Origin of the sequence: Dyella psychrodurans (assembly GCF_003363265.1) — a bacterium.
In the GTDB taxonomy this organism is placed as follows: Bacteria; Pseudomonadota; Gammaproteobacteria; order Xanthomonadales; family Rhodanobacteraceae; genus Dyella_B; species Dyella_B psychrodurans.
In genome coordinates this window covers 252,677-275,573 of sequence record NZ_QRBF01000003.1, presented here as the reverse complement: position 1 = coordinate 275,573, position 22,897 = coordinate 252,677, and the positions used below count along the sequence as shown (strand labels likewise).

22 protein-coding genes and 1 pseudogene are annotated in these 22,897 nt (G+C 54.0%); 14 read left to right on the top strand and 9 right to left on the bottom strand.

What is annotated here, in order from left to right; translation table 11 throughout:
* Positions 1-4 precede the first annotated feature (4 nt).
* The gene (locus DWU99_RS10390) at positions 5-937 is read right to left on the bottom strand and encodes a LysR family transcriptional regulator (RefSeq protein ID WP_115477954.1); all 933 of its coding nucleotides are present in this window, start codon (positions 935-937) and stop codon (positions 5-7) included.
* A 108-nt stretch (positions 938-1,045) separates the two neighbouring features.
* Between DWU99_RS10390 and DWU99_RS10385 the strand changes: the two genes are divergently transcribed.
* From DWU99_RS10385 to DWU99_RS10375, 3 genes are all read left to right on the top strand, one after another.
* A complete protein-coding gene (locus DWU99_RS10385; protein WP_115477953.1) occupies positions 1,046-2,065 on the top strand; it encodes an aldo/keto reductase in 1,020 nt (339 codons plus the stop codon).
* Between the two features lie 79 nt (positions 2,066-2,144).
* Positions 2,145-2,771, top strand: coding sequence for an SRPBCC family protein (locus DWU99_RS10380; protein WP_115477952.1), 627 nt, complete (start codon positions 2,145-2,147; stop codon positions 2,769-2,771).
* Between the two features lie 108 nt (positions 2,772-2,879).
* The gene (locus DWU99_RS10375) at positions 2,880-3,323 is read left to right on the top strand and encodes a hypothetical protein (protein ID WP_115477951.1); all 444 of its coding nucleotides are present in this window, start codon (positions 2,880-2,882) and stop codon (positions 3,321-3,323) included.
* A gap of 225 nt (positions 3,324-3,548) precedes the next feature.
* Here the strand turns inward: DWU99_RS10375 and DWU99_RS10370 are convergent, their stop codons facing one another.
* Complete coding sequence (locus DWU99_RS10370) at positions 3,549-4,475, bottom strand: LysR family transcriptional regulator (protein ID WP_115477950.1); 927 nt, start codon at positions 4,473-4,475, stop codon at positions 3,549-3,551.
* A gap of 128 nt (positions 4,476-4,603) precedes the next feature.
* Here DWU99_RS10370 and DWU99_RS10365 point away from each other — a divergent pair, with 128 nt between their 5' ends.
* Positions 4,604-5,500: a pirin family protein gene (locus DWU99_RS10365; protein WP_115477949.1), complete on the top strand. Its 897-nt coding sequence runs from the start codon at positions 4,604-4,606 to the stop codon at positions 5,498-5,500.
* 10 nt (positions 5,501-5,510) lie between these two features.
* The gene (locus tag DWU99_RS10360; RefSeq protein ID WP_115477948.1) at positions 5,511-6,149 is read left to right on the top strand and encodes a hydrolase; all 639 of its coding nucleotides are present in this window, start codon (positions 5,511-5,513) and stop codon (positions 6,147-6,149) included.
* Between the two features lie 881 nt (positions 6,150-7,030).
* On the opposite strand, the gene DWU99_RS10355 is transcribed toward DWU99_RS10360, so the two are convergent.
* From DWU99_RS10355 to DWU99_RS10335, 5 genes are all read right to left on the bottom strand, one after another.
* Positions 7,031-8,017 carry a hypothetical protein gene (locus DWU99_RS10355; RefSeq protein WP_115477947.1) on the bottom strand — a complete coding sequence of 329 codons (987 nt, stop codon included), beginning with the start codon at positions 8,015-8,017 and terminating at the stop codon, positions 7,031-7,033.
* A gap of 127 nt (positions 8,018-8,144) precedes the next feature.
* Complete coding sequence (locus DWU99_RS10350; RefSeq protein ID WP_115477946.1) at positions 8,145-8,828, bottom strand: hypothetical protein; 684 nt, start codon at positions 8,826-8,828, stop codon at positions 8,145-8,147.
* Positions 8,829-8,959: 131 nt separating this feature from the next.
* On the bottom strand, positions 8,960-10,372 hold the full coding sequence (locus tag DWU99_RS10345) for a ThiF family adenylyltransferase (protein ID WP_115477945.1): 1,413 nt from the start codon (positions 10,370-10,372) through the stop codon (positions 8,960-8,962).
* Positions 10,354-10,818 (bottom strand): Mov34/MPN/PAD-1 family protein, encoded by a 465-nt coding sequence (locus DWU99_RS10340; protein ID WP_115478183.1) that lies wholly within the window; start codon positions 10,816-10,818, stop codon positions 10,354-10,356. Before DWU99_RS10340 ends, DWU99_RS10345 begins: the two co-directional genes overlap by 19 nt.
* A gap of 431 nt (positions 10,819-11,249) precedes the next feature.
* Positions 11,250-11,810: a hypothetical protein gene (locus DWU99_RS10335; protein WP_115477944.1), complete on the bottom strand. Its 561-nt coding sequence runs from the start codon at positions 11,808-11,810 to the stop codon at positions 11,250-11,252.
* A 136-nt stretch (positions 11,811-11,946) separates the two neighbouring features.
* On the opposite strand from DWU99_RS10335, the gene DWU99_RS10330 reads away from it, so the two are divergent.
* The 9 genes and pseudogenes from DWU99_RS10330 (at position 11,947) to DWU99_RS21205 (ending at position 20,822) form a co-directional block, all read left to right on the top strand.
* Positions 11,947-12,156: a ribbon-helix-helix protein, CopG family gene (locus DWU99_RS10330; RefSeq protein WP_199535757.1), complete on the top strand. Its 210-nt coding sequence runs from the start codon at positions 11,947-11,949 to the stop codon at positions 12,154-12,156.
* Positions 12,153-12,800: a hypothetical protein gene (locus tag DWU99_RS10325; protein ID WP_115477943.1), complete on the top strand. Its 648-nt coding sequence runs from the start codon at positions 12,153-12,155 to the stop codon at positions 12,798-12,800. Before DWU99_RS10330 ends, DWU99_RS10325 begins: the two co-directional genes overlap by 4 nt.
* A 10-nt stretch (positions 12,801-12,810) precedes the next feature.
* Positions 12,811-13,326, top strand: a complete 516-nt coding sequence (locus tag DWU99_RS10320; RefSeq protein WP_158543256.1) for a helix-turn-helix domain-containing protein — start codon at positions 12,811-12,813, stop codon at positions 13,324-13,326.
* Positions 13,323-14,255 (top strand): ImmA/IrrE family metallo-endopeptidase, encoded by a 933-nt coding sequence (locus DWU99_RS10315; protein WP_115477941.1) that lies wholly within the window; start codon positions 13,323-13,325, stop codon positions 14,253-14,255. The genes DWU99_RS10320 and DWU99_RS10315 overlap by 4 nt, the downstream gene beginning before the upstream one ends.
* Positions 14,256-14,727: 472 nt before the next feature.
* Positions 14,728-15,045, top strand: a complete 318-nt coding sequence (locus DWU99_RS20790) for a hypothetical protein (protein ID WP_147292906.1) — start codon at positions 14,728-14,730, stop codon at positions 15,043-15,045.
* Between the two features lie 1,048 nt (positions 15,046-16,093).
* The gene (locus DWU99_RS10305; RefSeq protein ID WP_115477939.1) at positions 16,094-18,511 is read left to right on the top strand and encodes a TnsA endonuclease N-terminal domain-containing protein; all 2,418 of its coding nucleotides are present in this window, start codon (positions 16,094-16,096) and stop codon (positions 18,509-18,511) included.
* Positions 18,508-19,521: an AAA family ATPase gene (locus DWU99_RS10300; RefSeq protein ID WP_115477938.1), complete on the top strand. Its 1,014-nt coding sequence runs from the start codon at positions 18,508-18,510 to the stop codon at positions 19,519-19,521. The genes DWU99_RS10305 and DWU99_RS10300 overlap by 4 nt, the downstream gene beginning before the upstream one ends.
* 2 nt (positions 19,522-19,523) lie before the next feature.
* A pseudogene (locus DWU99_RS21440) lies at positions 19,524-19,976 on the top strand (TniQ family protein); the annotation flags it as partial.
* A gap of 57 nt (positions 19,977-20,033) precedes the next feature.
* Positions 20,034-20,822, top strand: a complete 789-nt coding sequence (locus tag DWU99_RS21205; protein WP_233511037.1) for a hypothetical protein — start codon at positions 20,034-20,036, stop codon at positions 20,820-20,822.
* Positions 20,823-20,921: 99 nt separating this feature from the next.
* Here DWU99_RS21205 and DWU99_RS10290 read toward each other — a convergent pair whose 3' ends face one another.
* Both DWU99_RS10290 and DWU99_RS10285 read right to left on the bottom strand, forming a co-directional pair.
* Complete coding sequence (locus DWU99_RS10290) at positions 20,922-21,923, bottom strand: NADP-dependent oxidoreductase (RefSeq protein WP_115477936.1); 1,002 nt, start codon at positions 21,921-21,923, stop codon at positions 20,922-20,924.
* Between the two features lie 117 nt (positions 21,924-22,040).
* Positions 22,041-22,853, bottom strand: coding sequence for an oxidoreductase (locus DWU99_RS10285; protein ID WP_115477935.1), 813 nt, complete (start codon positions 22,851-22,853; stop codon positions 22,041-22,043).
* Between the last annotated feature and the right edge of the window lie 44 nt (positions 22,854-22,897).

Below are 22,897 nucleotides of genomic sequence, written 5' to 3'. Positions count from 1 at the left end.
CGCCTCAAGGGTGAGTGCTTGCGACAAGGTTGTCGCTCAGTGCCTCTCTTATCCAGGCAGAGAACGCATCCATCGTCGCCAGGATTCGTGCAGGCAGATGGCGATCGCGCGGATAGAGTATCGATATCTCGGGAGCACGCGTTTCCCATGCCGTCAGTACACGTTCAAGCTTGCCGTCCAGCAATGCCGGAGCAGCAATGAAGCACAGGCTCTGCACAATGCCCATGCCCGCTATCGCGAGCTGAAGACGTGCATCCGAATCGTTCACGGATGCCACGCTCGGTGGATACAACTCGCTACGCTTGCCATCGGCTTCAAATTCCCATTCCAACTGTGCCCCTGGCTGGGGGAGAAGCAAGCCGATCAGTCGATGCCTTCGCAGATCTTCCGGATTTTTCGGGCAGCCCATCTGGCGCAGATAGTCGGGCGATGCCACGGTGACGCGTCGCGGGCGCCCCAAGGGTCGCAGCACCAGATCCTGATCTTCGAGACCACCGATGCGCACTGCGAAATCGATGCTGTCGCGCACGAAGTCGCTACGCTGGTCGCTCATCACCAGTTCGACGTGAATGCCTGGATGCTGCGCATGCCATTGCGGCAGTCGTGGGATGAGGATCGATCGCGCTACTGAGATATTGGCGCTCACCCGGACCTTACCCGTCAGCGCTTCACGTGAATCGGTTAGCGACGCTTCAATCTCGTCCAGATCGTTGAGCACGCGGCGGCAGACTTCGTAGTAGCGCGCTCCGGCTTCGGTCGGCGCGACCGCTCGCGTCGTGCGGGCCAATAGACGCACGCCCAAGGTCTCCTCCAGCCGGGCCATCCGTTCCGTCGCGTTCGACGACGACATTGCCAGGGCTCGTGCAGCACGGCCGAACGAGCCCGTTTCGACGATGCGGACAAACAGGCGCATGGCCGCCAGTTGATCGACGCGCATCCTATTATTCGCTCATAACGAAGAAGTATTTCGTATTTTACGCTCTAGGCGAGTGCCGGTCGAATACTTATCGTGTGCTCCATCGTCGATCCGTACTGGAGCCAAGTGATGAACTACTGCACATTCGGCCGTTCTGGCCTAAGCGTTTCCCGTCTCGCACTGGGCGCCATGACCTTTGGAGCGGGTAGCGGCATCTGGGAATCGATTGCCGGCCTCGATCGTGGACAGGCCACCCGCCTGGTGGCTCTCGCTCTGGACCAAGGGGTGAATCTGATCGATACGGCGGACGTCTACTCGCAAGGGGAGTCCGAGCAAGTGGTTGGGCAAGTGCTTGCCGATCTCGGTCTCGATGAAACACGCATGCTCGTTGCGACCAAAGTGCGCCTGCGGACCGGTCCCGGGCCCAACCAGGTCGGCCTTGGCCGCTCGCATATCCTGAGTACGGTGGAGACGAGCCTCAAGCGTCTCGGCCGCGATCACATCGACCTGATGCAACTTCATGATCGTGACGCGCTGACACCTCTCGACGAGACCTTGCGCGCACTCGACGACCTGGTCAGTCAAGGCAAGGTTCGCCACATCGGCGTGTGCAACTTCAGCGCTGCGGAACTCGAGCGCGCTCACGCTATCGCTTCGCACGCGCACTGGGCGCAGGTCACCAGTAACCAAGTGCATTACTCGCTCGCGGCCCGCGACATCGAACACGACATTGCTGCAGTGGCGCGCCAAAACAATGTGGCGCTGATGGTTTGGAGTCCGTTGTCGGGTGGCTATCTCAGCGGAAAGTACACCGCGCAGGATGGTCAGGTTGCAAAGGGGCGCCGCACGAATCTCAACTTTCCGCCGATCGATCCGCAGAGGGTAGATCCCATCGTGCATGAACTGCGTGCTGTCGCCGAAGCGATGGGTACGACACCGGCGCAAGTTGCCCTGGCTTGGTTGCTGGGACGGGATGAAGTCGCCACCGTCATTGTCGGCGCCAGTTCCGAATCGCAGCTCTCGGCCAATTTGCAGGCGGCGGAACGGATGTTGTCGCCGGAGCATCGTCAACGCCTGAACGATGTATCGCAGCCCATCGTGCCCTATCCGTATTGGATGCAGCGCTTTCACGACAAAGATCGCGCGTGATGCGCCGCAGAGCACTCAACAATGAACGGAAGCGCAGCAACCAAGTCTGTTTCTTCTACCTGTAAGAGAGGGTGACGTCATGATCAATCGCAACACAACCGCGCGATGCGCTTTGATTTCCTTGGCCGTGGCAGCGCTCGCAGCGGCGCCCGCCTGGAGTCAATCCAGCACGCAAGCCCAACAAAAGGTGGCGACGATTGCTGGAAGCATGGAACAAGACCTTGAAAATCGTTCGCACGATATTCATTGGCCAACTGGATTCGAGCCTGAAAAGGCGGATCTGTTCTCGCATAACGAGCTTGTCATTAACGCATCGTGCGAGCGAGTGTGGAAACACATCATCGATGCGAACAAATGGCCGGATTGGTACCCCAATTCGAAGCATGTACGCATCTTTGGCAGCAGCCCTTCTCTCGCACAAGGCACGGTCTTTCGCTGGACGACGTTCGGACTGCCGCTGGAAAGCAAAGTTAACGAGTACGTGCCGTATACGCGAATCGGATGGTACGGCTATGCGCCAGGTGCCAAGCCTACGTTCTACCACACCTGGTATCTGACATCCGCGGGCGATGCTTGTGACGTTGTCATGGATGAAGTTGGCAAGGGTGCCGATGCTGCCCACTTGCGTGAGACCGACGAGAGTCTGATGCACCGTGGCCACGACCTTTGGCTGGCCACGCTAAAGTGGGTTTCTGAAGGGCCCTGAGTCTCACATGTGCCTGGCGGACGTATCGCGCACAACAACGAACAGGAATGAATCCATGTATGCCATTACAGGACCTGTATCACAGGCATTAACTTCAAAGAGGTGCCAATGACAACGAAGCTAACGATTGCTCCTTTGTCTGGCGTTGCTGGCGTGGGTTTCGGCCTTAGCAGGGCGTCCGTGATAACGGCTCTCGGCGAACCACAGCGAAGCTTCAAGCGGTCGCCATTTTCAACTTATGCGATCGATATCTGGTTCGATGGATCTATGCAGGTTTCGTATGTTGGAGAAGTACCATGGGTCGAATTCATCGAGCTTTCGCGCGGGCCAGACGTGGACGTGCTGTTGTTTGACATCGCGGTCTTCGACAGGCCCTCGGGTGAACTTCTCGATGCCTTGAAAGCACGGGTCGATTGGGAGGAGTCAGAGAACGGTTGCTCGTTCACATGTCCATCAATGGAACTGGCATTGCGGCGATCCTGTGCGGACGACGCTCTCCCATTTGAGAGCTTGGGAGTCGGAGAAAAGGGGTATTACTCCGAGTACTCGTAGCAACGCTCATGCCTGCTTTTGGCTGCGACTTCAACCGGTCAACGCAACACATTGCTGAAACCGTTCGGCCGGGCTCCTTTTCACTCGATCCGTCCGATGAGCGAACTAAGTCTAATCGGCGCTGTCTTTTCGAGCGCATGCGCAGTTTTGGTCGGAGCGGATATTCGCCCATGCACGTCGCGAATGGATCTGTTGGTGTGCGAATAACCATGTGGATAGGCTCGATCACTTTGCGGTCGGTCCGGTTGTCTCGTCCTCATCGACAGCCAACCGCTCCGCTAGGAAGTCGATAAGGCTACGTACGGCGGGAAGCAGGCCGCGACGTGAAGAAAATACTGCGTGTACGACGCCATATTTGGGCGTCCAGTCCGGCAACAGTTCAACCAGGTTGCCAGCTTTCAATTCACCGGAGACCACCATGCTTGGCAGTTGCACGATGCCGATGCCTTTCACGGCGGCTGTGCGCAGCGCGATCATGTCGTCCGTAACCAGGCGCGGATCATGATGAATGGATGCCTTGACGCGTTGAGGTCCGATGAGCTCCCACACATGGACACCGCTGGGCGGGCATAGATCGATGGTGGGGAAACGGTTTAGATCCGCCGGTACATCCGGTGCATGCAGCGATGCGATGATGGCTGGCGATCCGACCAGCTTCCAGCTTCGTTCGGCAAAGACGCGCAAAACCAGATCGCTATCCTCAAGCGGCGGTGGCCTGGCGCGAATCGCCACATCGATTCCTTCGGCAATCACATCAACACGGCGATTGGTGGCCTCCAGTTGCAACTTCACCTTCGGGTACATCGCGAGGTAGTCGCCAAGGATGGCGCTGACTCTTGCATGCAGCAGCGCTATGGGGCACGTCAGCCGCACGATACCTTGGGGTTCGGCGCGCCGGTACGCAATGGCGTCATCGGCGGCATCCGCTTCCACCAACATGGCCTGGCAATGCCGATAGAACTCCTGACCGATTTCGGTCACCGAAAAATGGCGCGATGATCGCTGGATCAACTGCACGCCCAGCCGCTCCTCGAGGATCGCGACGCGTCGACTCAATTTCGACTTGGGTATGTGCAGGATGCGGCCGGCCGGCGCGAAGCCCTGATGTTCCACCACGTGGGCGAAATAATAGAGGTCGTTGAGGTCCCGCATGGCAGCATCCATCGTTCTGAAAATAGGACGGAGGGAGCAAAAATTGCTATCTACCGAGACCATCGTTCCAAGCGTAACGTCCTTTGTCAACAGTAGCCGGCCGTGGGCCGCGCCACAGGAGACGGGAAATGAAGAAAGTGCTTGGTGTGTATAGCGCCCCTCGCGGCCACTGGGTTGGCGATGGCTTTCCGGTTCGTTCGATCTTCAGTTACGACAGCCACGGGCAACACGTAAGCCCGTTTCTGTTGCTCGACTACGCCGGTCCCGCCACGTTCGAACCGTCGGGGAAACCGCGCGGCGTGGGGAAGCACCCCCATCGTGGATTTGAGACCGTCACCATCGTCTACCAGGGTGAACTGGAACACCGCGATTCCACCGGCGCAGGCGGCAAGATCGGTCCGGGCGATGTGCAGTGGATGACTGCCGCGTCCGGCATCCTGCACGAGGAATTCCATTCCAGCGACTTCACGCGCACTGGCGGCGTGCTGGAAATGGTGCAGCTGTGGGTCAACCTGCCCGCGCAGGACAAGCTCTCCGCACCGGGTTATCAAACCTTGCTCAATCGTGACATTCCCGTACTCGATCTGTCGGAGGGCGCGGGACATATCCGAGTCATTGCGGGCAACTACCGTGGTCATCGAGGACCTGCACAAACGTTCACGCCCATCAACGTGTGGGATATCCGTCTGCATGCAGATCGAGCAACGCGCTTGGACATTCCCGAAGGCCACACTGTCGCACTGATCGTGCTGCATGGGGCCGTGCAAATAAACGGCTCCGCCACGGCGCGCGATGCCCAGCTTGTGATGCTGGAACGACAGGGCACCGGGGTGCTGCTCAACGCGCAGGCGGATAGCACTGTGCTGCTGTTGAGCGGCGAGCCGATCGCCGAGCCGATCGTGGGCCGCGGCCCGTTTGTCATGAACACGATCGACGAAATCAACCAGGCCATCGTCGACTTCAACAGCGGGCAATTCGGCCAGATGCCTGCGCAAACCTCAAGTACTTCCACCCACCCTGAATAAGGAGACACCCATGGCAAGCGAACCGATTCGTGATCCCGCAAAAGATCATCTGCTAACACCACAAAACGCGGCTTTTGTCCTGATCGACTATCAACCCGTGCAAGTGAATTCCATCGCGTCGATGGATCGCCAGTTGCTGGTGAACAACATCGTTGGCGCCGCAAAGGCTGCTGTCGTATACGGCCTGCCTATCGTGCACTCGACGGTCAACGTGAAGACCGGGCTGAACAAGCCTCCGATCTCGCAACTGCGCAAGGTATTGGACAAGTATCCAACGTATGACCGTACGTCCATCAACTCATGGGAGGATGTGGAGTTTCGAAAAGCTGTGGAAGCCACCGGCCGCAAGAAACTCATCATGACGGCGCTTTGGACGGAGGCTTGCCTCACTTTTCCGTCGTTGGATGCATTGAAGGAAGGTTACGAGGTGTACGTGGTCGCCGATGCCGTGGGCGGTACCTCGGTCGCCGCGCACGACATGGCACTGCGACGCATTGAACAGGCCGGCGGCAAGATGATCAGTGTGGCGCAACTGTTCTGCGAACTGCAGCGCGACTGGCAACGCCAAGAAACTGTGCCGGCATTTATCAATCTCTTTATCGAAACTGGCGGCACGGCGGGCTTGCAGTTCGGGTACGACAAAGAATGATGCGTCATCCGCTCCGGGAGCACGTTGCTCCCGGAGCGCGCGATCGACGGTTGGGCACCATCACAACACGCACCCGATTCCTCAGTCTTTGAGTGTTGCATTGACCCGTTGAGCACGTAACCCGAAGCGGGCATTGCGGCGCGATTTTGCCTAGTGAAAACGATGGTCTTGAATTAGCCGATGCGCTGGAGCGCATTTCTAGGAAAAATCTAATCGCGCCATGTCGGCCAAACTTTCGCAATTTGAATCAATGGTTGGCCAAAGCGGTCAACCATTGATTCAAAGCGCAACAAATGTTCGTTTAAGCATAAGTTGTCCGCGCTGTTAAAGCATAACTTGTCCACATCAATGGCCGGAAAGTCGCACTGAGCCAAACACGGCCAAATTTCCGTCTTTAGAGCCGGCGTCCGATTCGAGGGCATCCTACTGTCTGGCGTTGGGCACTCTTTGTGCGTAGAACCCTGGGCTTCGGTCGCGCTATCGCCCGGTTCATCCTTTCGCGCACCAATTAGCGGCGAGGCACGGTAGTCCTGAAGCCGCTGGCCAAGGATCAGGCCGTGGTTGAGGAGTTGGTGGCCGCGTCAGCGCAGATGCCACGCTTTGGCTCTTACTGCATGGCGGCAGGCTGGGTCTTGGCCAGATACAGGTGCGGCGCCAGTGGCGCAACCTCGTACTGAATATTCCACGCCGCCGTCCGCAAGGTTGGAGATCGCTTTCCGAAGACTGTCAGCCGGAGACTCACAGGTGCCAACCAAAATGAGGAGCCTCGATAGGCTCTCTCAGGAAGATCTTTATGAGCAAGCTCTGGATCGGTGCTAGTCCAGTTGACATCATCCAGAGTGACCTCGTGAGTTATGTCAACACATTGGCGGGGCAAGTAGTCATACGTTCTGGCCTTTCCCGCGTGCGATCTTTTCGTTCTCCTCGGCGATCGCATAGTACGCCGAATATGTTCCGATGCGCGTGAACTTATCCAACGACTGGACTTCCTCTTGCGGATACCGCAAGCGGCGATTCATGACTGCAAACATGGTTAGCGCAGCGAGGAAGATAGACGAAACGATCGTTAGTAGTACGCCTCTCAATGAGAACAAGCGGGTCCAGAACCCATGTAGTTCCAACGCTGGAGTCCACGAGGTAGGAGTTGGCAAGAAGCTTAAGGGATAAATCACGCCAACGAGGAACAGTGCAGCGACCATGACCAAGGCCCACGTTATCGCCACCGACGATTCCGGATTTGAGGATATCGTCATCAAAAAGTCTGAGATAGTTCTCATGTGATGGCGAACCTCCACTTCCAGCGCATCGATCGCGTCGCGCTCCTTCGCGAGTTCCTCGTGAGGGTGAGATAACAACCGGGGAACTATAGCCTTTGGTCGCCCAATTAAGCCGGGCGTGCCTGCGCCAAGCCCCATGAGATTATTCAGCCCAAATAGCCTACTCGTTTTTTGTAGTTCCGCGAGCTGTTTGAGTTCTTCCTCCAGACGCTGCCGTTCCTCCTCCACTTCGCGAGCACGACGAGCTTTGATGGCTTGAAGATCTTGAATGGCATCTTCGCGCGCGAGGAAGGACGGGAATCTGAGCTTTGCATAAAGCTGGTCAGGATCCAGATTGTCATTCTCCTCCAAGAGATCTTCTGCCTTCTCCAGTTGATACTCCCTATTTAGCCGTATGTACCACGCGAACGCGAGATTGTTTGCGCTATCCACCAGCTTAGAGGCGGTGATCTTTAGAGTTCGGATGCGGACAGACCTTTCACCGAATTGCGCTTGATTGGATAGAACCTTCGTGATGATGAAAGCACCGAAGATACCCACGATCGCGGCGGCTGACTGCGCGATCGAGCTAAAAAACCAGTCCCAATCCATTCCGAAATGCCTTTGTTGTTGTGGATGAAGATTATTTAATCTGGTTAGCAACACGTCGCCGTCTGAACCGAAAGGAGAGCTTAAGCGCTACTTGCTCAAGTGCCCCTGGCTCCATTCCTATGTGCGGTTAGCCGAGCCAATCAAGCTTCTTTCCCTTTGCCCATCTGTATACAAACGCCGCCGCGACAAGTAAGCAGGCAGTTAGCAGGCCGACGAATGCATGCGAAAAGGCATCTCTGGCTAGATACCAAAGAGATCCCAACACAAAGGCGCAATAGGCAAATACGAGAAGGAGCATAAATTTTCGCTCTTGCAGGGACTCAACAAAAAGATTCCGTGATTGCAAGGAAATACCTGCCACAAGCATCAACACAAGCAGAGCGCTCTTCAAAAGCCCAATCGCATAGAGTCCATCTGCATGTCCTGCGATCCCGATATGCGACAGGAGCAAAAGGGCGAGTCCCGATCCGGCAAGAAATCCGATCATTATTGCCCCTGCTGACAGCCCAGCATTGAGGGTCGGCACCGCCCATTTGCGAACAAGCCAAACATCACGTAGCCGCGTGCCAGACGGACAAAGCACGTACGCAGCCATCACTCCGACGAGTCCAATAATCAAAAGCACACCACACGATACAGTCGCTATTGGCTCATTCAAGAGGTTGCCGGCTGCGTCAACTTCACCAATCTGAAACAGCCGCGCTTTCACAATAATCCATATTGTGAGAAACGCACCGTAGACCGCAAAGACCTTGGTGACGTCCCATAAAGACTTCACGTCTATCGGATTATCACTTGAAAGTTTAAACATAGCCCATCCTTACAAGGGCGACGAAACGGTGCGATACCATGCGTTATGTTCTCGCTGTAAAGAAGGTCTCAGCCCTTTCCACTGAGCGCTATACGGCGCTGTCAGCGCTCAGTGCCTCGTAGGAATGAGCGTTAAGCGCGGCTCGTCTCTTTGTTCTCCCAAAATCGCGTGGCAAGTTTGACGAGTATCGGTTCATCGCAAAACTCACAATTTGACTGTTTAGGACGGAGTGCGCGTCGACGTGGCAAAGGCTCGTGCCACGGGCTCAATCGCCAATAATTAAAGCCAGTATCACGGTGACCATGACCTAGCCGACGAACTAGCTCAAGAGCCAAAAGGGAGCCAGCCAATACCGAGACAAATGAGAAAGGTGCTACGACGCGGTTATCTGAGACGTCCTTAAGTTCGCCCTCCGCGCAAAGTGTTTTGAACAAAGAATCGTAAGCAGTTCCCGCTATCGCGGCCCCTGAAAGCTTTGGGAATCGCCTGACGATTGCCTCAGCAGATGCATCGGAAATTCGTTCTGTTTTTACTTCTTCGATTGAGACGCCAAGATGATCCGCGATGTGCCTTTCCCGCGTAGTTTCTTCTTCATCCTGCTCGTAAATGCAGCTCAGACAGGCATAAAGATTAGGTTGCTTGTGGTAATGGACGACGACTTCTCTTATATCTGTCGTTGAAGCGTCGAATACTTCGCCAGGAATCTCTCTCTGCAAACTTCGTCTTGCACGCCGACTATCCACGGCAACGATTAACCGAGCCAGCCATGCGTCATGATTGTGCTCTTGCAAATCCTGTAGCCGCTGCTGCCTCGGAACAAGTTTAAGATTTGGGAAGGCATTTTGAGCGCGCTTAACCAAGCGCGCGGCCTTTGGCTGCCCGATATCGTCGGTATCAAACCACACCTGTCGGTTGAGATTGCCAGACGACACATCGTCGTCATCGACAATTTCTAACTGACCGTAAAAATTAAGATGACGAGCTGCCCACAATAGACCGTTACCGATGGCGCCCGCGCCGGCAAGGTAGGCATGGCCGATGTCGACTGGTTGTTCAACACTGGCTGGATCGATTCCGAAATCAGCGAATATGATCTTCAACGGATCTTGTATGCCCGAGGGAAGCTGGCTTCCTGTGGCAAAATAGAGCGACATTGCCGACGTGTAGCACGCTGCGATAAGGTGGAAGATCTTAGGTGCGTATTGACTGGCGGAAGTTGCGCATGGGTGGCTGCTTATGACAGCTCTCTGTTCATCTAGACTGACATAAATCGCGGTTGCATTCGTTCTTGGTTTGGCAACGCCAATGACAATTTCAACATTTGTGTGCTCGACATAGGTCGAGGCGACAGTGTCAACGGTTCTGACCAATAGGTCAGAGACCTCTTGAGCAAATTGCAGCCCAATTGGATCACCTTCGTGAGCCGTCACTAAAACGGTCAAGTTGAGTAATTTAGAGGCTTGCTCTTGGCTCAAGCCAAGGGCCGCAGCCAGAGTGATGGCGTTCTCGTTATGCGATTCCGTAGTTACTTTATTTGAAGCCATGAACTGGATACCTCTTTACTTGGCACTTCGGTCCATTTGGCATTGGCCGAGAATTGGTAGACCTTTGCATCCTTTAAAAACGTCCCAGTCGTCGTTTGGCTTGCAAAATAGGGGATCACGAGTGAAAGGGCGCCTTCATGTCGAATGATCGCCCATTGATCGTCTGCTCTTGAGTGAAATGCTTCCAAGGGATGGGAGTGGACTTGGGCTGCAACCATCAGGCGTCTTTGCCGTAGCTCGGCTTGCAAAGCAGTCATGCTGGCCGGCGGAATGTGGAACATATCTTCGCGTGCAACGTGGGCGGGTCGATAAACAGCTTCGACATGGATTGCGCTGGGAGTTCGTCGTCCGAGCCAAAGGACGATGCCCTCGCAGTTGCGTGAGCCGGCTTCGCGGAGGTGAGCAAGTGTCGTGTCTATCGCATTGACGTTACATAGGACGATCATTCAACCCGCTCCCTTTTCCCACCCGTGCCAGATCTGCGTCAGTATGTCGCCGAGTGTGTAATTGGAACGGATGGCTTCCCAGGGATCGTTCAGGTGGCTCGGATGAGTGTGGTATTCGAGCGTTCCCCGCATGCAAACGAAGAAGCGTTGCGTCGTAGGATGTGGAGATGGATGAAAGATCCCGGTAGGGTTAGTTGGCGCCGCAGTGACTAATGAACCATCGAACGTGTGCAGCGTTACCGAAGGTGGTGTCTCGTTCCAGTTGTTGCATGCCATCTGAATACGCAATGGCGTACGGCCATTTGCATGGAACGAGCAGTCGATCGTCGGAAACTCTAGTAAATGAATCGTCCACCCCCTACGTGTTGCCAATGCAGGGGTTAGATTCGAAACGTCACGATCGAAGAACTCTTTGACGGCCGCCGGATGCATTAGCCACCACCACCTTCACCCGGACCCCAATCAATCTCCACCCTCCCGAACAGACCATTTTCGCGATAAGTTCTCGACGCCACGATAGGACGCTTTCCACCTGGCCCGACGACGCTAACGCGCCAGTTGCTCGTGTCCTTGATCTTTAGCACCAGCTGAGCTTTGTGGAGCTCTTCCTCGACTTTTTGATCGAGAGGCACAGTGTTGAAGCCCTCAGCGGGAAAGAAGCCTGCAGTCGTGGAGATCGACACCTCAACGTCATTTCGAGGGTGCCATTCCAGCGTGACCTGACCGCGCAGCGCGTTGCCCTCGTAGGTGTCGTCCGGGTCGACGGGGCGGCTGCCACCCCCAGGCTCGGCGACTCGGATGACCCAGTGCGAGGCGTCTTCTATACCAAGCGCGCGCTTTGCCCGATCCAGCTCGTCCTTGATCCGCTGATCCTTAGGCACGGCATTGAAGCCCTCCGCCGGGAAGGAGCCTTTGGGGGAGCGAATGGCGACTTCGACCTGCCCGTTATGGCTGGGGCCGCCTTCGTGATGATGAGTGTTTTCGGTGTTCATGGAGATACCTCACTATGACGTATACAGATTAAATGGCCAGTTAATACATGTCAAGCGGCCATTTAAAGGCCATTATTACTTGTATTTCTGGCCTATAAAGAGTATTGTCACGACCGAAGCATTAAGAGGCTGCTCCATGGATCGCAAGCAAATGACATTGGTGCTCAGCGACAAGGAAATGCTGGTTCTGGACCAGCTCGCCGAGTCGCGGGGTATGACTAAGACGGCCCTCGTGCGCCAGGCACTGCGGCTGTATCAGTCCGTTACTGAGAGGTTGGACAGCGGCGACAAGGTCTTCGTCGAGCGTCCGAGTACAAAAGAAAAGACGGAGTTGATGGTGCTATGAGAGATTCGGTCGCGGGCTCTTGGACGAAGGAATTCGTCGCAACCGTGTTGCTGTCAGAACGCAGCACAGGGAATGTTGTGGAAGCACAATTGTTTCGCGGACTGGATCAGAAAAATTTCGACGATTACGAGCGGCTATGGAGGCCGACGCTTGTTCAAGCAAAAGCATCCTTCTCGACCTGGCTCGAATCTGGCAAGGTCAACGCGCAGGACGCGCACTGGGCGTGGACAGAGAAGGGGCGAAAAGCAAATGCCGACATGTCGCTCGAATCATTTGCAATTGAGTGTGACGGCAAAACGCAGGGCATGATGCTCCTCAACTTGTCCGAATTTGCTCGCCACAAGGATCAAAGAGGCCTCGACATGGTCTATGTGGAAATGCTGGCTTCAGCGCCTTGGAATCGGAGCCAGCTCACTCCGACACCAATTTACGGAGGTGTTGGCCAAATTCTTCTCGGTACTGCCATTAGCCTTAGCATTGAATCCGAATTGAAGGGGCGGCTTGGACTGCATTCACTTCCGCAATCAGTAAGTTGGTATGAACAAAAAACCAACTTTACGAATCTCGGCATGGATCCTGAGAAGGACATGATTTATTTCGAGGCAACAGAGGAACAAGCGAAAGAATTTCTTGAGAATGGCTGAGAGAACTCCTATGAAACTGCACTTTTCCAATGAATGGATGCGCAAAAAGGTCTCCGAAAGCCATGGTGATGACGCTGAAGTTGATTCGCGTCTTGGCTTAATGCATCCAAGTACTGATGAACTATTGACGTCGGAGAGCGCCCCCGCGAACGATCGCGTAGTAAGACAAATGCGTCTTGCGTTAGGAGTCTTCGTAAGTCAACTACGAAGACAAGGAGGTTTATCGATAACCGATCTTGCCGAGCAAGCCGATGTAGATGAAGAAGAACTTAGAAATGTAGAGCGTGATCCAAGTTTTACTGCTACTGCTTATTTTATCTATCAGCTCTCTGAGTTCTTTAACCTTCCGCTCGCGAATCTTTCCCAAATGGCTGGGCAAACCCATGCTGTTGATAGAGTTTTTTATAATAAAGCGGTGCGGTACGCTGCGCACTCTGAAGATCTGTCAACCATGACGCACGAAGAAACTGACGCGCTCAACGCATTTGTGGCAACGCTGCGCGACACGGCTAAGGTACATCCGTGATTGACGTCCTGGTCGGTGATATTCAGAAGCGCCGAATTCGAGACCAGGTCGATCGCATTCTCTCGGATCTAGGAAGACCGGAGCCGCCGCTGCGTCTAGAAGATGTTCGATCACTCTTAAGGTTGGATCTTCGCTATTACAGCAGTTCGGATGTGAGCCTTATAGGTGAGCTGACCCACAAGTTCCAAATTTTGACGCGGAAGACTCTGCCCGATGCAGGAAAGCATTTGCTGAGTGCGTTGGCTAAGTCACGACTGTGTGCGTTTTGGGTGCCTCAAGACTCGCGAATCTTTGTGGATGCCAATCTTCCGGACCGCAAACATCGTTGGATTGAGGCACACGAAATCTCTCATAGTGTCACCCCATGGCATAAGCACTATTTGTTGGGGGACAACACTCAGACGCTTGATCCCGGCTGCCATGCCACGTTGGAGGCCGAAGCCAACTATGGTGCCGGGAGACTCCTGTTCTTGCAGGACCAATTTTTCAATGATGCACGCGATTTGAATTTAAGTTTTGATTCAATCAGACGTCTTGCCAAGCGCTACGACAATTCCATTCTTTCGACCTTTTGGCGAACCGTCGAAGACCGAGATCCCGCCCTACCGGTTTTTGGACTGATTAGCATTCATCCAAAGCATCCAGCCATCGGCGATCACGATGGTCCGGACCCTTGGCGCTACTTTATTAGATCGGCGGCATTTCGCATTCAGTTTGGCGACCTAGCCCCCGCGGACATTTATCCAGTCCTAGAGAAGCAAGTCGCCTATAGGAAGACTGGGCCTGTTCTTCAATGCACTCATGCCTTTGCCGATGCGAGCGGGTGCGTCTGGGAATTTGTGATCGAAAGCTTTTCCAACGGCTATCAGGTTCTGACTCTCGGATGGGCCCAGCGAATGCTCCCATCGACGGTTGTCGCGGTGTCGTAGGTTAAGGCGTGGATATGGGGATATTGAGTCCACTCATCCGATGCCTTCGATGGATATTTAAAGGGATATTCGTCGGGTCAAAAAAGATACCGACTAGCTTGCCATCTTCATGTGTTGTCACCGTGGAGGTAAAGCGACACCTTGTTGAGCAGGACACTCCTCCTCCTTTGTATTGGACACCTTGCCATCCGTCTACCATGCGTAGATACAAGGCGACCATGGCTTGCCCGGAAGGGCATACATTTACGCTCAATGGGCATTCAGTCAGTGAAGACGGAACATTGGAGCCGAGCGTGGTGTGCCCAGTTGTGGCATGTAAGTTTCACGCATATGTGCGTCTCGAGAATTGGGGATTTGGGTCAATGGCGTAAAATAATTCTTTTAGTATCAAGAATTGAATTCGCTCTGATCTAAGGGCATTGAGGTTGAAAAACTCTTTAACCACAAACAAAAGTAATCTGAGAATTGAACGGTGCTTACTGACGACGAAAAAGATTCCGTCATCAAAGAATGGTTCTCCAACGCCAGCGAGCAATTGAAGTACGGAGAAGCATTTTGGATAGGTGGCCTCCTCAGTAGAGAGTCGGCACGCTTTCTAAGGGACGAGGTGTGCAGAGCTATTGGGATTGAAGCAAATCTCTTTGAATTACCTCCGTACTGGGATTTAGTAATAGCGCCACTGGACGCCGACATCCCGCTCCTAGAAGAGATGGCGTATGCCAAATCTGGGAGGCTTCGTGAAGAGCTCGCAATTCCAGTACCGCCTAGCTTTGATCCCACACATCAATGATGAGCACTTCGTCAGGCGAGCATCTAGAAGCAACGTCTGCGTTTAGCGTGAAGTCTCTGGACCACCCGCCGTCCGAGACATAGTCGTCACCAATCACCATAGGGCCGGCATGAGGCGGGGGACCATGCTCAATAACCGGGATGACATTTGCAGCCCTTGCTTCATACCGGTTCGGATATCCATTGAATTGGACTTGGGAAGCCTGGCCGCATTCGACAAGATGATTGGGCCAATCATCGCCCCCAAGGCTCGCCTCCCAGGAAGCGACTTTCGTCTCGCGCGGGTCGCTCGCACGGTTGATTGTTATCCACCACCCAAGCATATCGAGTTCCCCTCTATCGACCGTGTCACTAGCTTAGCGCGCCCGCGGTGACGGGGGATGCGAAGTGGTCTGCTATAAATATTCCATACTTTCAATGAGTTATTGACACATTTGGCCCTTAGTGCCAGTCTGTCCGCTAACAACTGTTATGTCGCGGTTGGTCTGCGACTAGATGGATAAATCGCGACAGACTGCGACTAGCCGACAAGGGTGTGTCCGCATGACGGCAACGAGGCATCTGGTCTCCAGCGTCGAGCTGTTCTTGCCTCGAACAGCCATCCTTTCTTCGGCTGAAACTGCGCGTGCGATGGGCTACCCATCCATTCATTCATTAAATAAAGCGCGACAAACAGGCCGTCTCCCCATTCCCATGTTTCAACTTCCCGGGCGACGCGGGTGGTTTGCGGCCAGGCACGTAGTGAAAGCGTGGCTTGAAAGCGCCCTCGTCGACCTCGTAACCGAAGCATCAAACGAAGAGGAGGGCAGCCCCGTGAGCGGATAAAACATTCCGGGCGCTGAAAAAGAAAAACCCCGCGGCGAGGCGGGGCTTTTCCAGATGAAGCGGGCTTTTGCGGCTCCGCTCGCCTTCATATTCAGAGCCCCTAGACCGAAAAAGTCAAGACTTTTCGTCCTGAATCTGGCGAAGAGCGCCGAGGCGTTGCCGGCGCTTGGCTAGGCACGCTTCGGCTCACTCAACTCGCCGTTGTCGAATTGAGGGTCCTAAATATGACTGCTTTAACTCATGACATTGAAGGGTTTCTAGAGCGTTGGAATCTGCCGGAAGAAGGCGCGGTTTACATAAGGAATGTTCGATGTAGCCCTCCAGCGCGTCGCGTCGCGTCGAATGGATGTCGCAATACGGTGTGGCGCTATGCCAGCTACAAAATGCGTTGCACGATCAGTGCAGAAAGCACGCTAGAAAAAGCATTTCTCTCCCTCTGCGAATACGACGACGACGTCCTCGAATATTGGGAGCAGCCAACGACGGTCAGCCTCGTCTATCCCAACAATATTGGGCGAACGCAACGTGTCGCATATACGCCCGACGTGCTCGTACTCAAAGAAAGTGGTCCGCAAATTGTGCAGATCAAGCCCTATGACTCATGCAAAGACCTGGTAGAGCAGCGAGCCCATCGATGGGCGTACAAGAATGGCGGTTTTCAAGACACCGTGGCAGATGAGTACTTTTCGCGTCTTGGGCTACTGCACATCGTCATTACCGATCGAGACATAAGTCAAGTCAAGGCTGCCAATGTTCAGTTGTTACTTCAGGCACGGCGTGCGGAATGCAAAAGCTATACGAATGCATTCAAACAGAGCGCATCTGAATTCGTACAAAAAGAGCTGATTATTTGCATATCGAAACTGATGGATCAGCTTGCCATTGATGATCAGACGCTGATTCTAAAATTGATCGATGATGGGATCATTTTTGCGAATCTCGACGAGCACAACCTGGTTGACCGAGAAAATCAACTCGTAGCTCTAAGCAAAGATGATCTTAAGTTAGCGCTCGAAGCACAAGGGCTGCTATCGCAATCGAAGGGTGTAGGCCATCTCGCCGTCGACAAGATGCCACGTCCCCGCGACGCTGCTGACATGGTGACCCGGCTGCGTCAAATTAACTTGTCGGAAGCGATCATGGTCTCAGTTCGAACGCTTCGAAGGTGGCGCGAGGACCTACGGCGAGCGGGTGGTGACCCTCTAGCGCTGGTTCCCCAGCATCGATTGAAAGGTCGACGCGAGCCACGCATGTCCCGAGTCGACCGACGTCTCGTGTTTAAGTCCATAGAGAAGCACTACGGCACCAAGGTCGGCATGACGCCTTACTCCGCGTTCCGTCTATATGTGCAAGACATAGCGTTGGCGCGCAAGAAAAAGAAGTATGCAAATGTCATACACATAAGCTTCCCAACCTTCTTGAAACTTATCCGAAGTTTGGATCTTGAGAAGACAGCTGAGCAAAGAGGCGGCAACCGAGCAGCCAACGCCGCCGCGGCACCTGTCTCTGTAGAGAAGCGGAGCCCAGGGGCAAGTAGGCCATTCGAGCGTGTTCACATCGACCATTATCTAACTGACCAGCACATCGTGCTGGTGATAGTGGGAAGGAAGAAGATAACTGGAAGGCTGTGGCTGACACTGGCCCGCGACGAATACACGGGCGCCATCGTCGGAATGTCGCTTAGCTTTTACGCTCCAAGCAGGATTTCTTGCGCAACAGTTCTAAGAGATATCGTTCGTCGATATGGACGATTGCCAGAGGTGATAGTTGTCGATAACGGAAAGGAGTTCGACTCCATTTACTTCGAGACGCTTCTGGCGAAGTACGGTGTTTCCAAGCAGAGTCGACCGCCCGGAGCTCCCCGGTTTGGATCGACGATTGAAACGATCTTTCGTAAGTTTAAAAGTGAGTTTCTCAACGCACTGCCTGGAAGCACATCCAATGACGAGCGAGGACGCTCCATCAGTAGCAGCCATCGCGGACAAGCAGGGGCAGAGTGGACATTAACTGACGCCTTTCACGCCTATGAGAAATACTTTTTGGATTGCGTTAATGAAATTCCAGTTCGGGGTGGCTGCGAATCGCCTTGGCAATTATTGGACGGCGGATTTCGGAAGCTCAGTTGCTTAGGTATCCGCGTCGAGTTCGATAAGCAATTTCTTATTTCGTCCGCCATTCCGGTTCGCGAACCGTTGAAGGTGGACCCGCAAAGGGGCGTTCGGCATAACGATCACTGGTACTCCTGCCCGGAGCTGTTCCTTCTTCCGCCCGAATCAAAGGTTGATGCCATGTGGGAACCATGGGACTGGAGGTGCCTATATGTCTTGATTGGCGATAAATGGATCAGCTGCTACCACGGACGTAAGGACGATCAAGACTTTCCATTTGCGGAAGGCCGAATGATGGAGAGCATTTTGCATCTCGGATCCGGCTCGGTGCGCGCCCAAATCGAAGAGGAACGCAACCTGCAGATTGCCAATCAAATCGCCGAAGGTACGCGTCGAGCAAAAGATCGCGCGATGCGTAACGTTCAGCTTGATCCAAAGAGAAACAAATCATCAAGCACAAAGCAGTTACCTACCGTCAAAACGAACTTGCCAAGATTCGATCACTTTGACGACACAATTGGAGGTCAGTCATGAATACGCGAGACGTGCTAAAGAAGCTGCGAAAGGCAAACTTCATGCATCCAAAGTTCGAGGAGGCATTTGATCGCGTTTATGCTCACGCGGCGTTGGGATTGACAGATTCCGTCATCATGGTTGTTGGCCCGACACGGGTGGGTAAGACGACACTTTCGCGGCTATTAGAAAGCAAGCTGGCTTGCAGCGATCTTGTTGAAGGAAGCGACATTCCGTTGATACGAATTGAAGCTGCGACGACAGACAGAGGATTCATCTCGTCCAAGTACTTAACCCTTCGCATGCTTCAGGCATTGAAGCACCCGTTTTACGACGACGATGGATATCAGGCGCGTCTTTCAGATTCAGAAACGAAATTGAGGTCTCGCCTTGATAAGGCACTTCGTGCACGGGGAACTCGCTTTATCTTAATTGATGAAGCGCACCATTTGCTGCGAACAAAGAGCAATAGAGCCATCGGTTCCGTACTGGATAGTTTGAAGTGTCTGGCCAACGAAACGGGCGTGATATTGATCTTGTTCGGCGGCTATGAATTGTTGAAGACCTGCTTTCAATCGGCACATTTGAACGGCAGGGCAACATTCATCGACTTCAGCAACTATAAGGCGACCGGCGCTGACATCCATGTCTACGACGGTATTCTCGCGAGCATAGACCGGTTGCTGCCGTGGGCAAATGGTCACTGCCTGCTCAACTATCGGAACTTCATTTATTCAGGGACGCTTGGTTGTTACGGTCTTCTGATTCGATGGATATCGGCGGCACTCGCAGAGATGGAGGCTGCAAAATCGAAAACCTTGAAGATGCTGCATTTCTCTAGAACACAGCTAAAGGAGCAAATCGCTCCGATAAAAGACGACATTGAATTGGGTGTTTCGTTGATGAATGAGCTGGCCTCAACGGACGGCGATGAGCTCTCGATACCAGGGCGATCAAGGAATAGAGGGGCACATCGGGCGTCATTAAAGCCAGGAACGAGAAAGCCGGGTCGGGATCCCGTGGGAGTGTAGCGATGCGATCCGCGCGCGAGCCTACCTACCTGAAGCTAGCGTTGTGCGGAGCCGGGACGCGTGAGATTGAATGTCTTAGCTCTTACGTAAATCGACTGTCTGCCTTACATGGTGCTACTCGCTATCAGTTAACGAGCCACCTCTCCATGTGGTGGGCGAAGAACGGTAGGGAAGCACAGCCACTTCCTCGGCAGTGCATCGAATCAAGGCTTAATGGGTACAGCATTGATACCGAGATACTCGTTACAGCACTTGAGTATGCAACGGGTATATCGGATATCCGGGCGAGCACGCTACTCGCGTTGGTCGACGTTTGTGCAAAGAACGGCTCGGGGTCGACTCGACGACCCCGAGCATGGTGTCCACGCTGTTATCAGGAGGACCGAGCGGCGGGGCGGCCTTTATACGACAGACTCCTCTGGCGGCTACAGGCATATGAAAGGTGTTCCATTCACAAGATCAAACTAATGACATGTTGCCCGTTTTGCGGCGCTGCTCAGAGCGATGCAAGATTGGATCTCGAATTGGATAGGTGCCGTCGATGCAGATTAAGTCTTTCGCATGAGGGCAAGTACTGGCACTTCACGGACAATCCTGATCCTGGTGAAACTGATCTGGAATCTATTGTTGACTATGTGGCCAAGAACCCCGGCGTTAGATTTGAAAGATCAGCGCCATGGCACTTTCTCGACGCATTGGATCCTTCGTTCAAAAGATCAGACCTGATTCATTTTGCCGGCGATGTGTTTCACATCCGCGAGAAACAGGTTCGGCCGCAGCTGAACTCACTTCTTTGGATGGCAAATTATTTTGATATCCCGCTTCTCGGCATCCTTCTTGACCCTGAGGAGGCAAGTCGACAAATGGCGATCGGCTTCAAGGGTAAAAAAGAACGAAGGGTACCTAAGAGACGACGCGCTTTTAGCCAGGAGCGGGTGGATGCCTATGAGCTGGCGTTGAAAAAGGCGATAAAAAAAGGCCCGCCATACCCCCCAATTCGCCATTTGGCGCTTCAGAGCGACATGTCGGTTTACGCGCGGCCCAGACAAGTCCAGCCTTTGATATTTGAGCTCGCACAACTAACCAGGTCTTACATCCAGGCGAAGAGAGCGCAAAAAGAAAGGCGCATTGATCGTCTGTTTAAGAAGCACATTGCGAGCGCCAGTGATGAAACGAAAAAGCAGATCGTTCAACGCCTAGCATGTGAATTGAAAGCCCCAGTCCATTTAGTGCGCGAACGAGTTAAAGCTTTCGAGAAAAAGGAGATCGAAAAACTGCGTCTCAAAGCCCAACCGGACTGAGGAAACGTTGTTAGTTAGCGCGGGCAGCCGATAGTGGTCGAAACGACCCGCCGAAAGGTCCGCTTTCGACCCTAAGTGGGCCTAAATTGAAAGTCGACGTCATTTGATCTTCACGACGACTTTGCCCTTCGCTCGGCCTGCTTCGACATAAGTCAGGGCCTCGTTGGTTGACTCGAATGGAAAGATGCGATCAATAACGGGGTGAATCGCTCCGGCCTCGACAAGCCCGGTGATCTCGCGCAATTGCTTCCCGTTCGCCTGCATAAATAGAAACGAATACTTCAGATTGCGACGAGTCGCTTTCTTTCGCACGCCGGAACTCAGTAGGCTAATGATGGTTCTGACGAACCATGGCGCTCCGATCGCTTTGGCGAATGCCGGATCAGGTGGGCCAGAAATGGAGATGAGTGTGCCACCGGGTTTCAATACGCTTAGGGATTTCTCCAAAGCCGTTGCATCCTGGCTATTCAGGACCACATCGTAGTTCTGCAGCACTTTCTCAAAATCGTTTTTCTTGTAATCGATGACGATGTCCGCGCCGAGGCGCTTTACCAAGTCGGTATTGGCGCTGCTGGTGGTGGTGGCTACCGTCGCCCCAACGTACTTAGCCAATTGAATGGCAAAGGTGCCAACGCCCCCCGATCCTGCCTGGATAAAGACCTTTTGCCCCTTCGTCAGGTGAGCTCGTTCAACGAGTGCTTGCCATGCCGTCAAGCCGACCAGTGGAATTGACGCCGCTTCTTCCATGGTGATGTTCTTGGGTTTGAGCGCGACATCGTTTTCGTTCACGGCAATGAACTCCGCAAACGTGCCAACGCGATGATCCGGTGGCCGGGAATAGACTTCATCGCCCACTTTGAATTGCCGAACGCGGGATCCAACCTGGACCACGACGCCGGCCACATCATGGCCCAGCACCAGCGGCATGCGATAAGGCAGGATCAACTTGAACTCGCCGCTTTTGATTTTGGAATCCAGGAGATTCAGACCTGCGGCATGAACTTCGATCAGCACATCGTCATCTCGAACCTCAGGTCGCGACATTTCCCGAATCCGCATCGGATCCGTTTTGCTATACCGATCAATGACGAATGCCTTCATGATGTTTTCTCTCTAGTAAATGTATCGAGTAAATGTATCGAGCAAGGGTGTTCTTACTTTTGGCATTGCCATGTCGATGGGTGACCAAGCACGGGCGCGCCGATTCGCAACATGGGGCTAGGCTTCGAGGCGCAGGTCTTTTCGGACACCCGCATCCAGCACGCCGGCGGGTGCAAATCTGCGGAGCAGTCGCATGCGGCTCGCCAGTCCCGGCGTGTAGTGGAGTTTCGGATGGTCAGCCATGGCCGCTTTGAGCACGATTTCGGCGACGACTTCTGGCCCGTCTGCACTTACGAGCACTTCCTTCACCCGGCGCTCAACACGTACACGAACGTCGCGATACACATCGAGAGGAACATCGGGCTTCATCAAATTCGCGTCGAATGGCGTATTGATGTAGGCGGGCTCCACGACGGAGACGCGGATGCCCATCGTACGCAACTCATGGTCGATCGCCTCCGAATAACCCGCGACTGCGTGCTTGGTGGCGGAGTACAGCGCCATGTAGGGCATCGGCAAGAAGCCCAGCACCGAGCCGATGTTGATGATCCGACCATTGCGCTGCTGCCGCATGTGGGGAACGACGGCGCGGGTCATCCGGACGATGCCCATGAAGTTGGTATCGAAGATCGCTTGCGCCTGCTCGATGGAACTTTCTTCCGCACCGGCTGGCGCAACGCCAAAGCCCGCGTTGTTCACTAGCAGATCAATGCGACCCTCCAATCGAATGACTTCATCAACAGCGGCTTCGACCGACTCATCATGGGTCACGTCCAGGGACAGCATCACAAAGGATTGCTGGTTTGCTTGTGCTCCGCGTCGGCTTGTGCCGTAGACCTTGTAACCCGCGACGGTGAGTCGCTCTGCCGTGGCCTTTCCGATGCCGGAGGAGGCACCTGTGACCAGTGCGATGGGCTTCTTAGGTTTCATGGCGGATGCCTCTTAGGTAGCGATTGGGTGTTATTTAATATGAT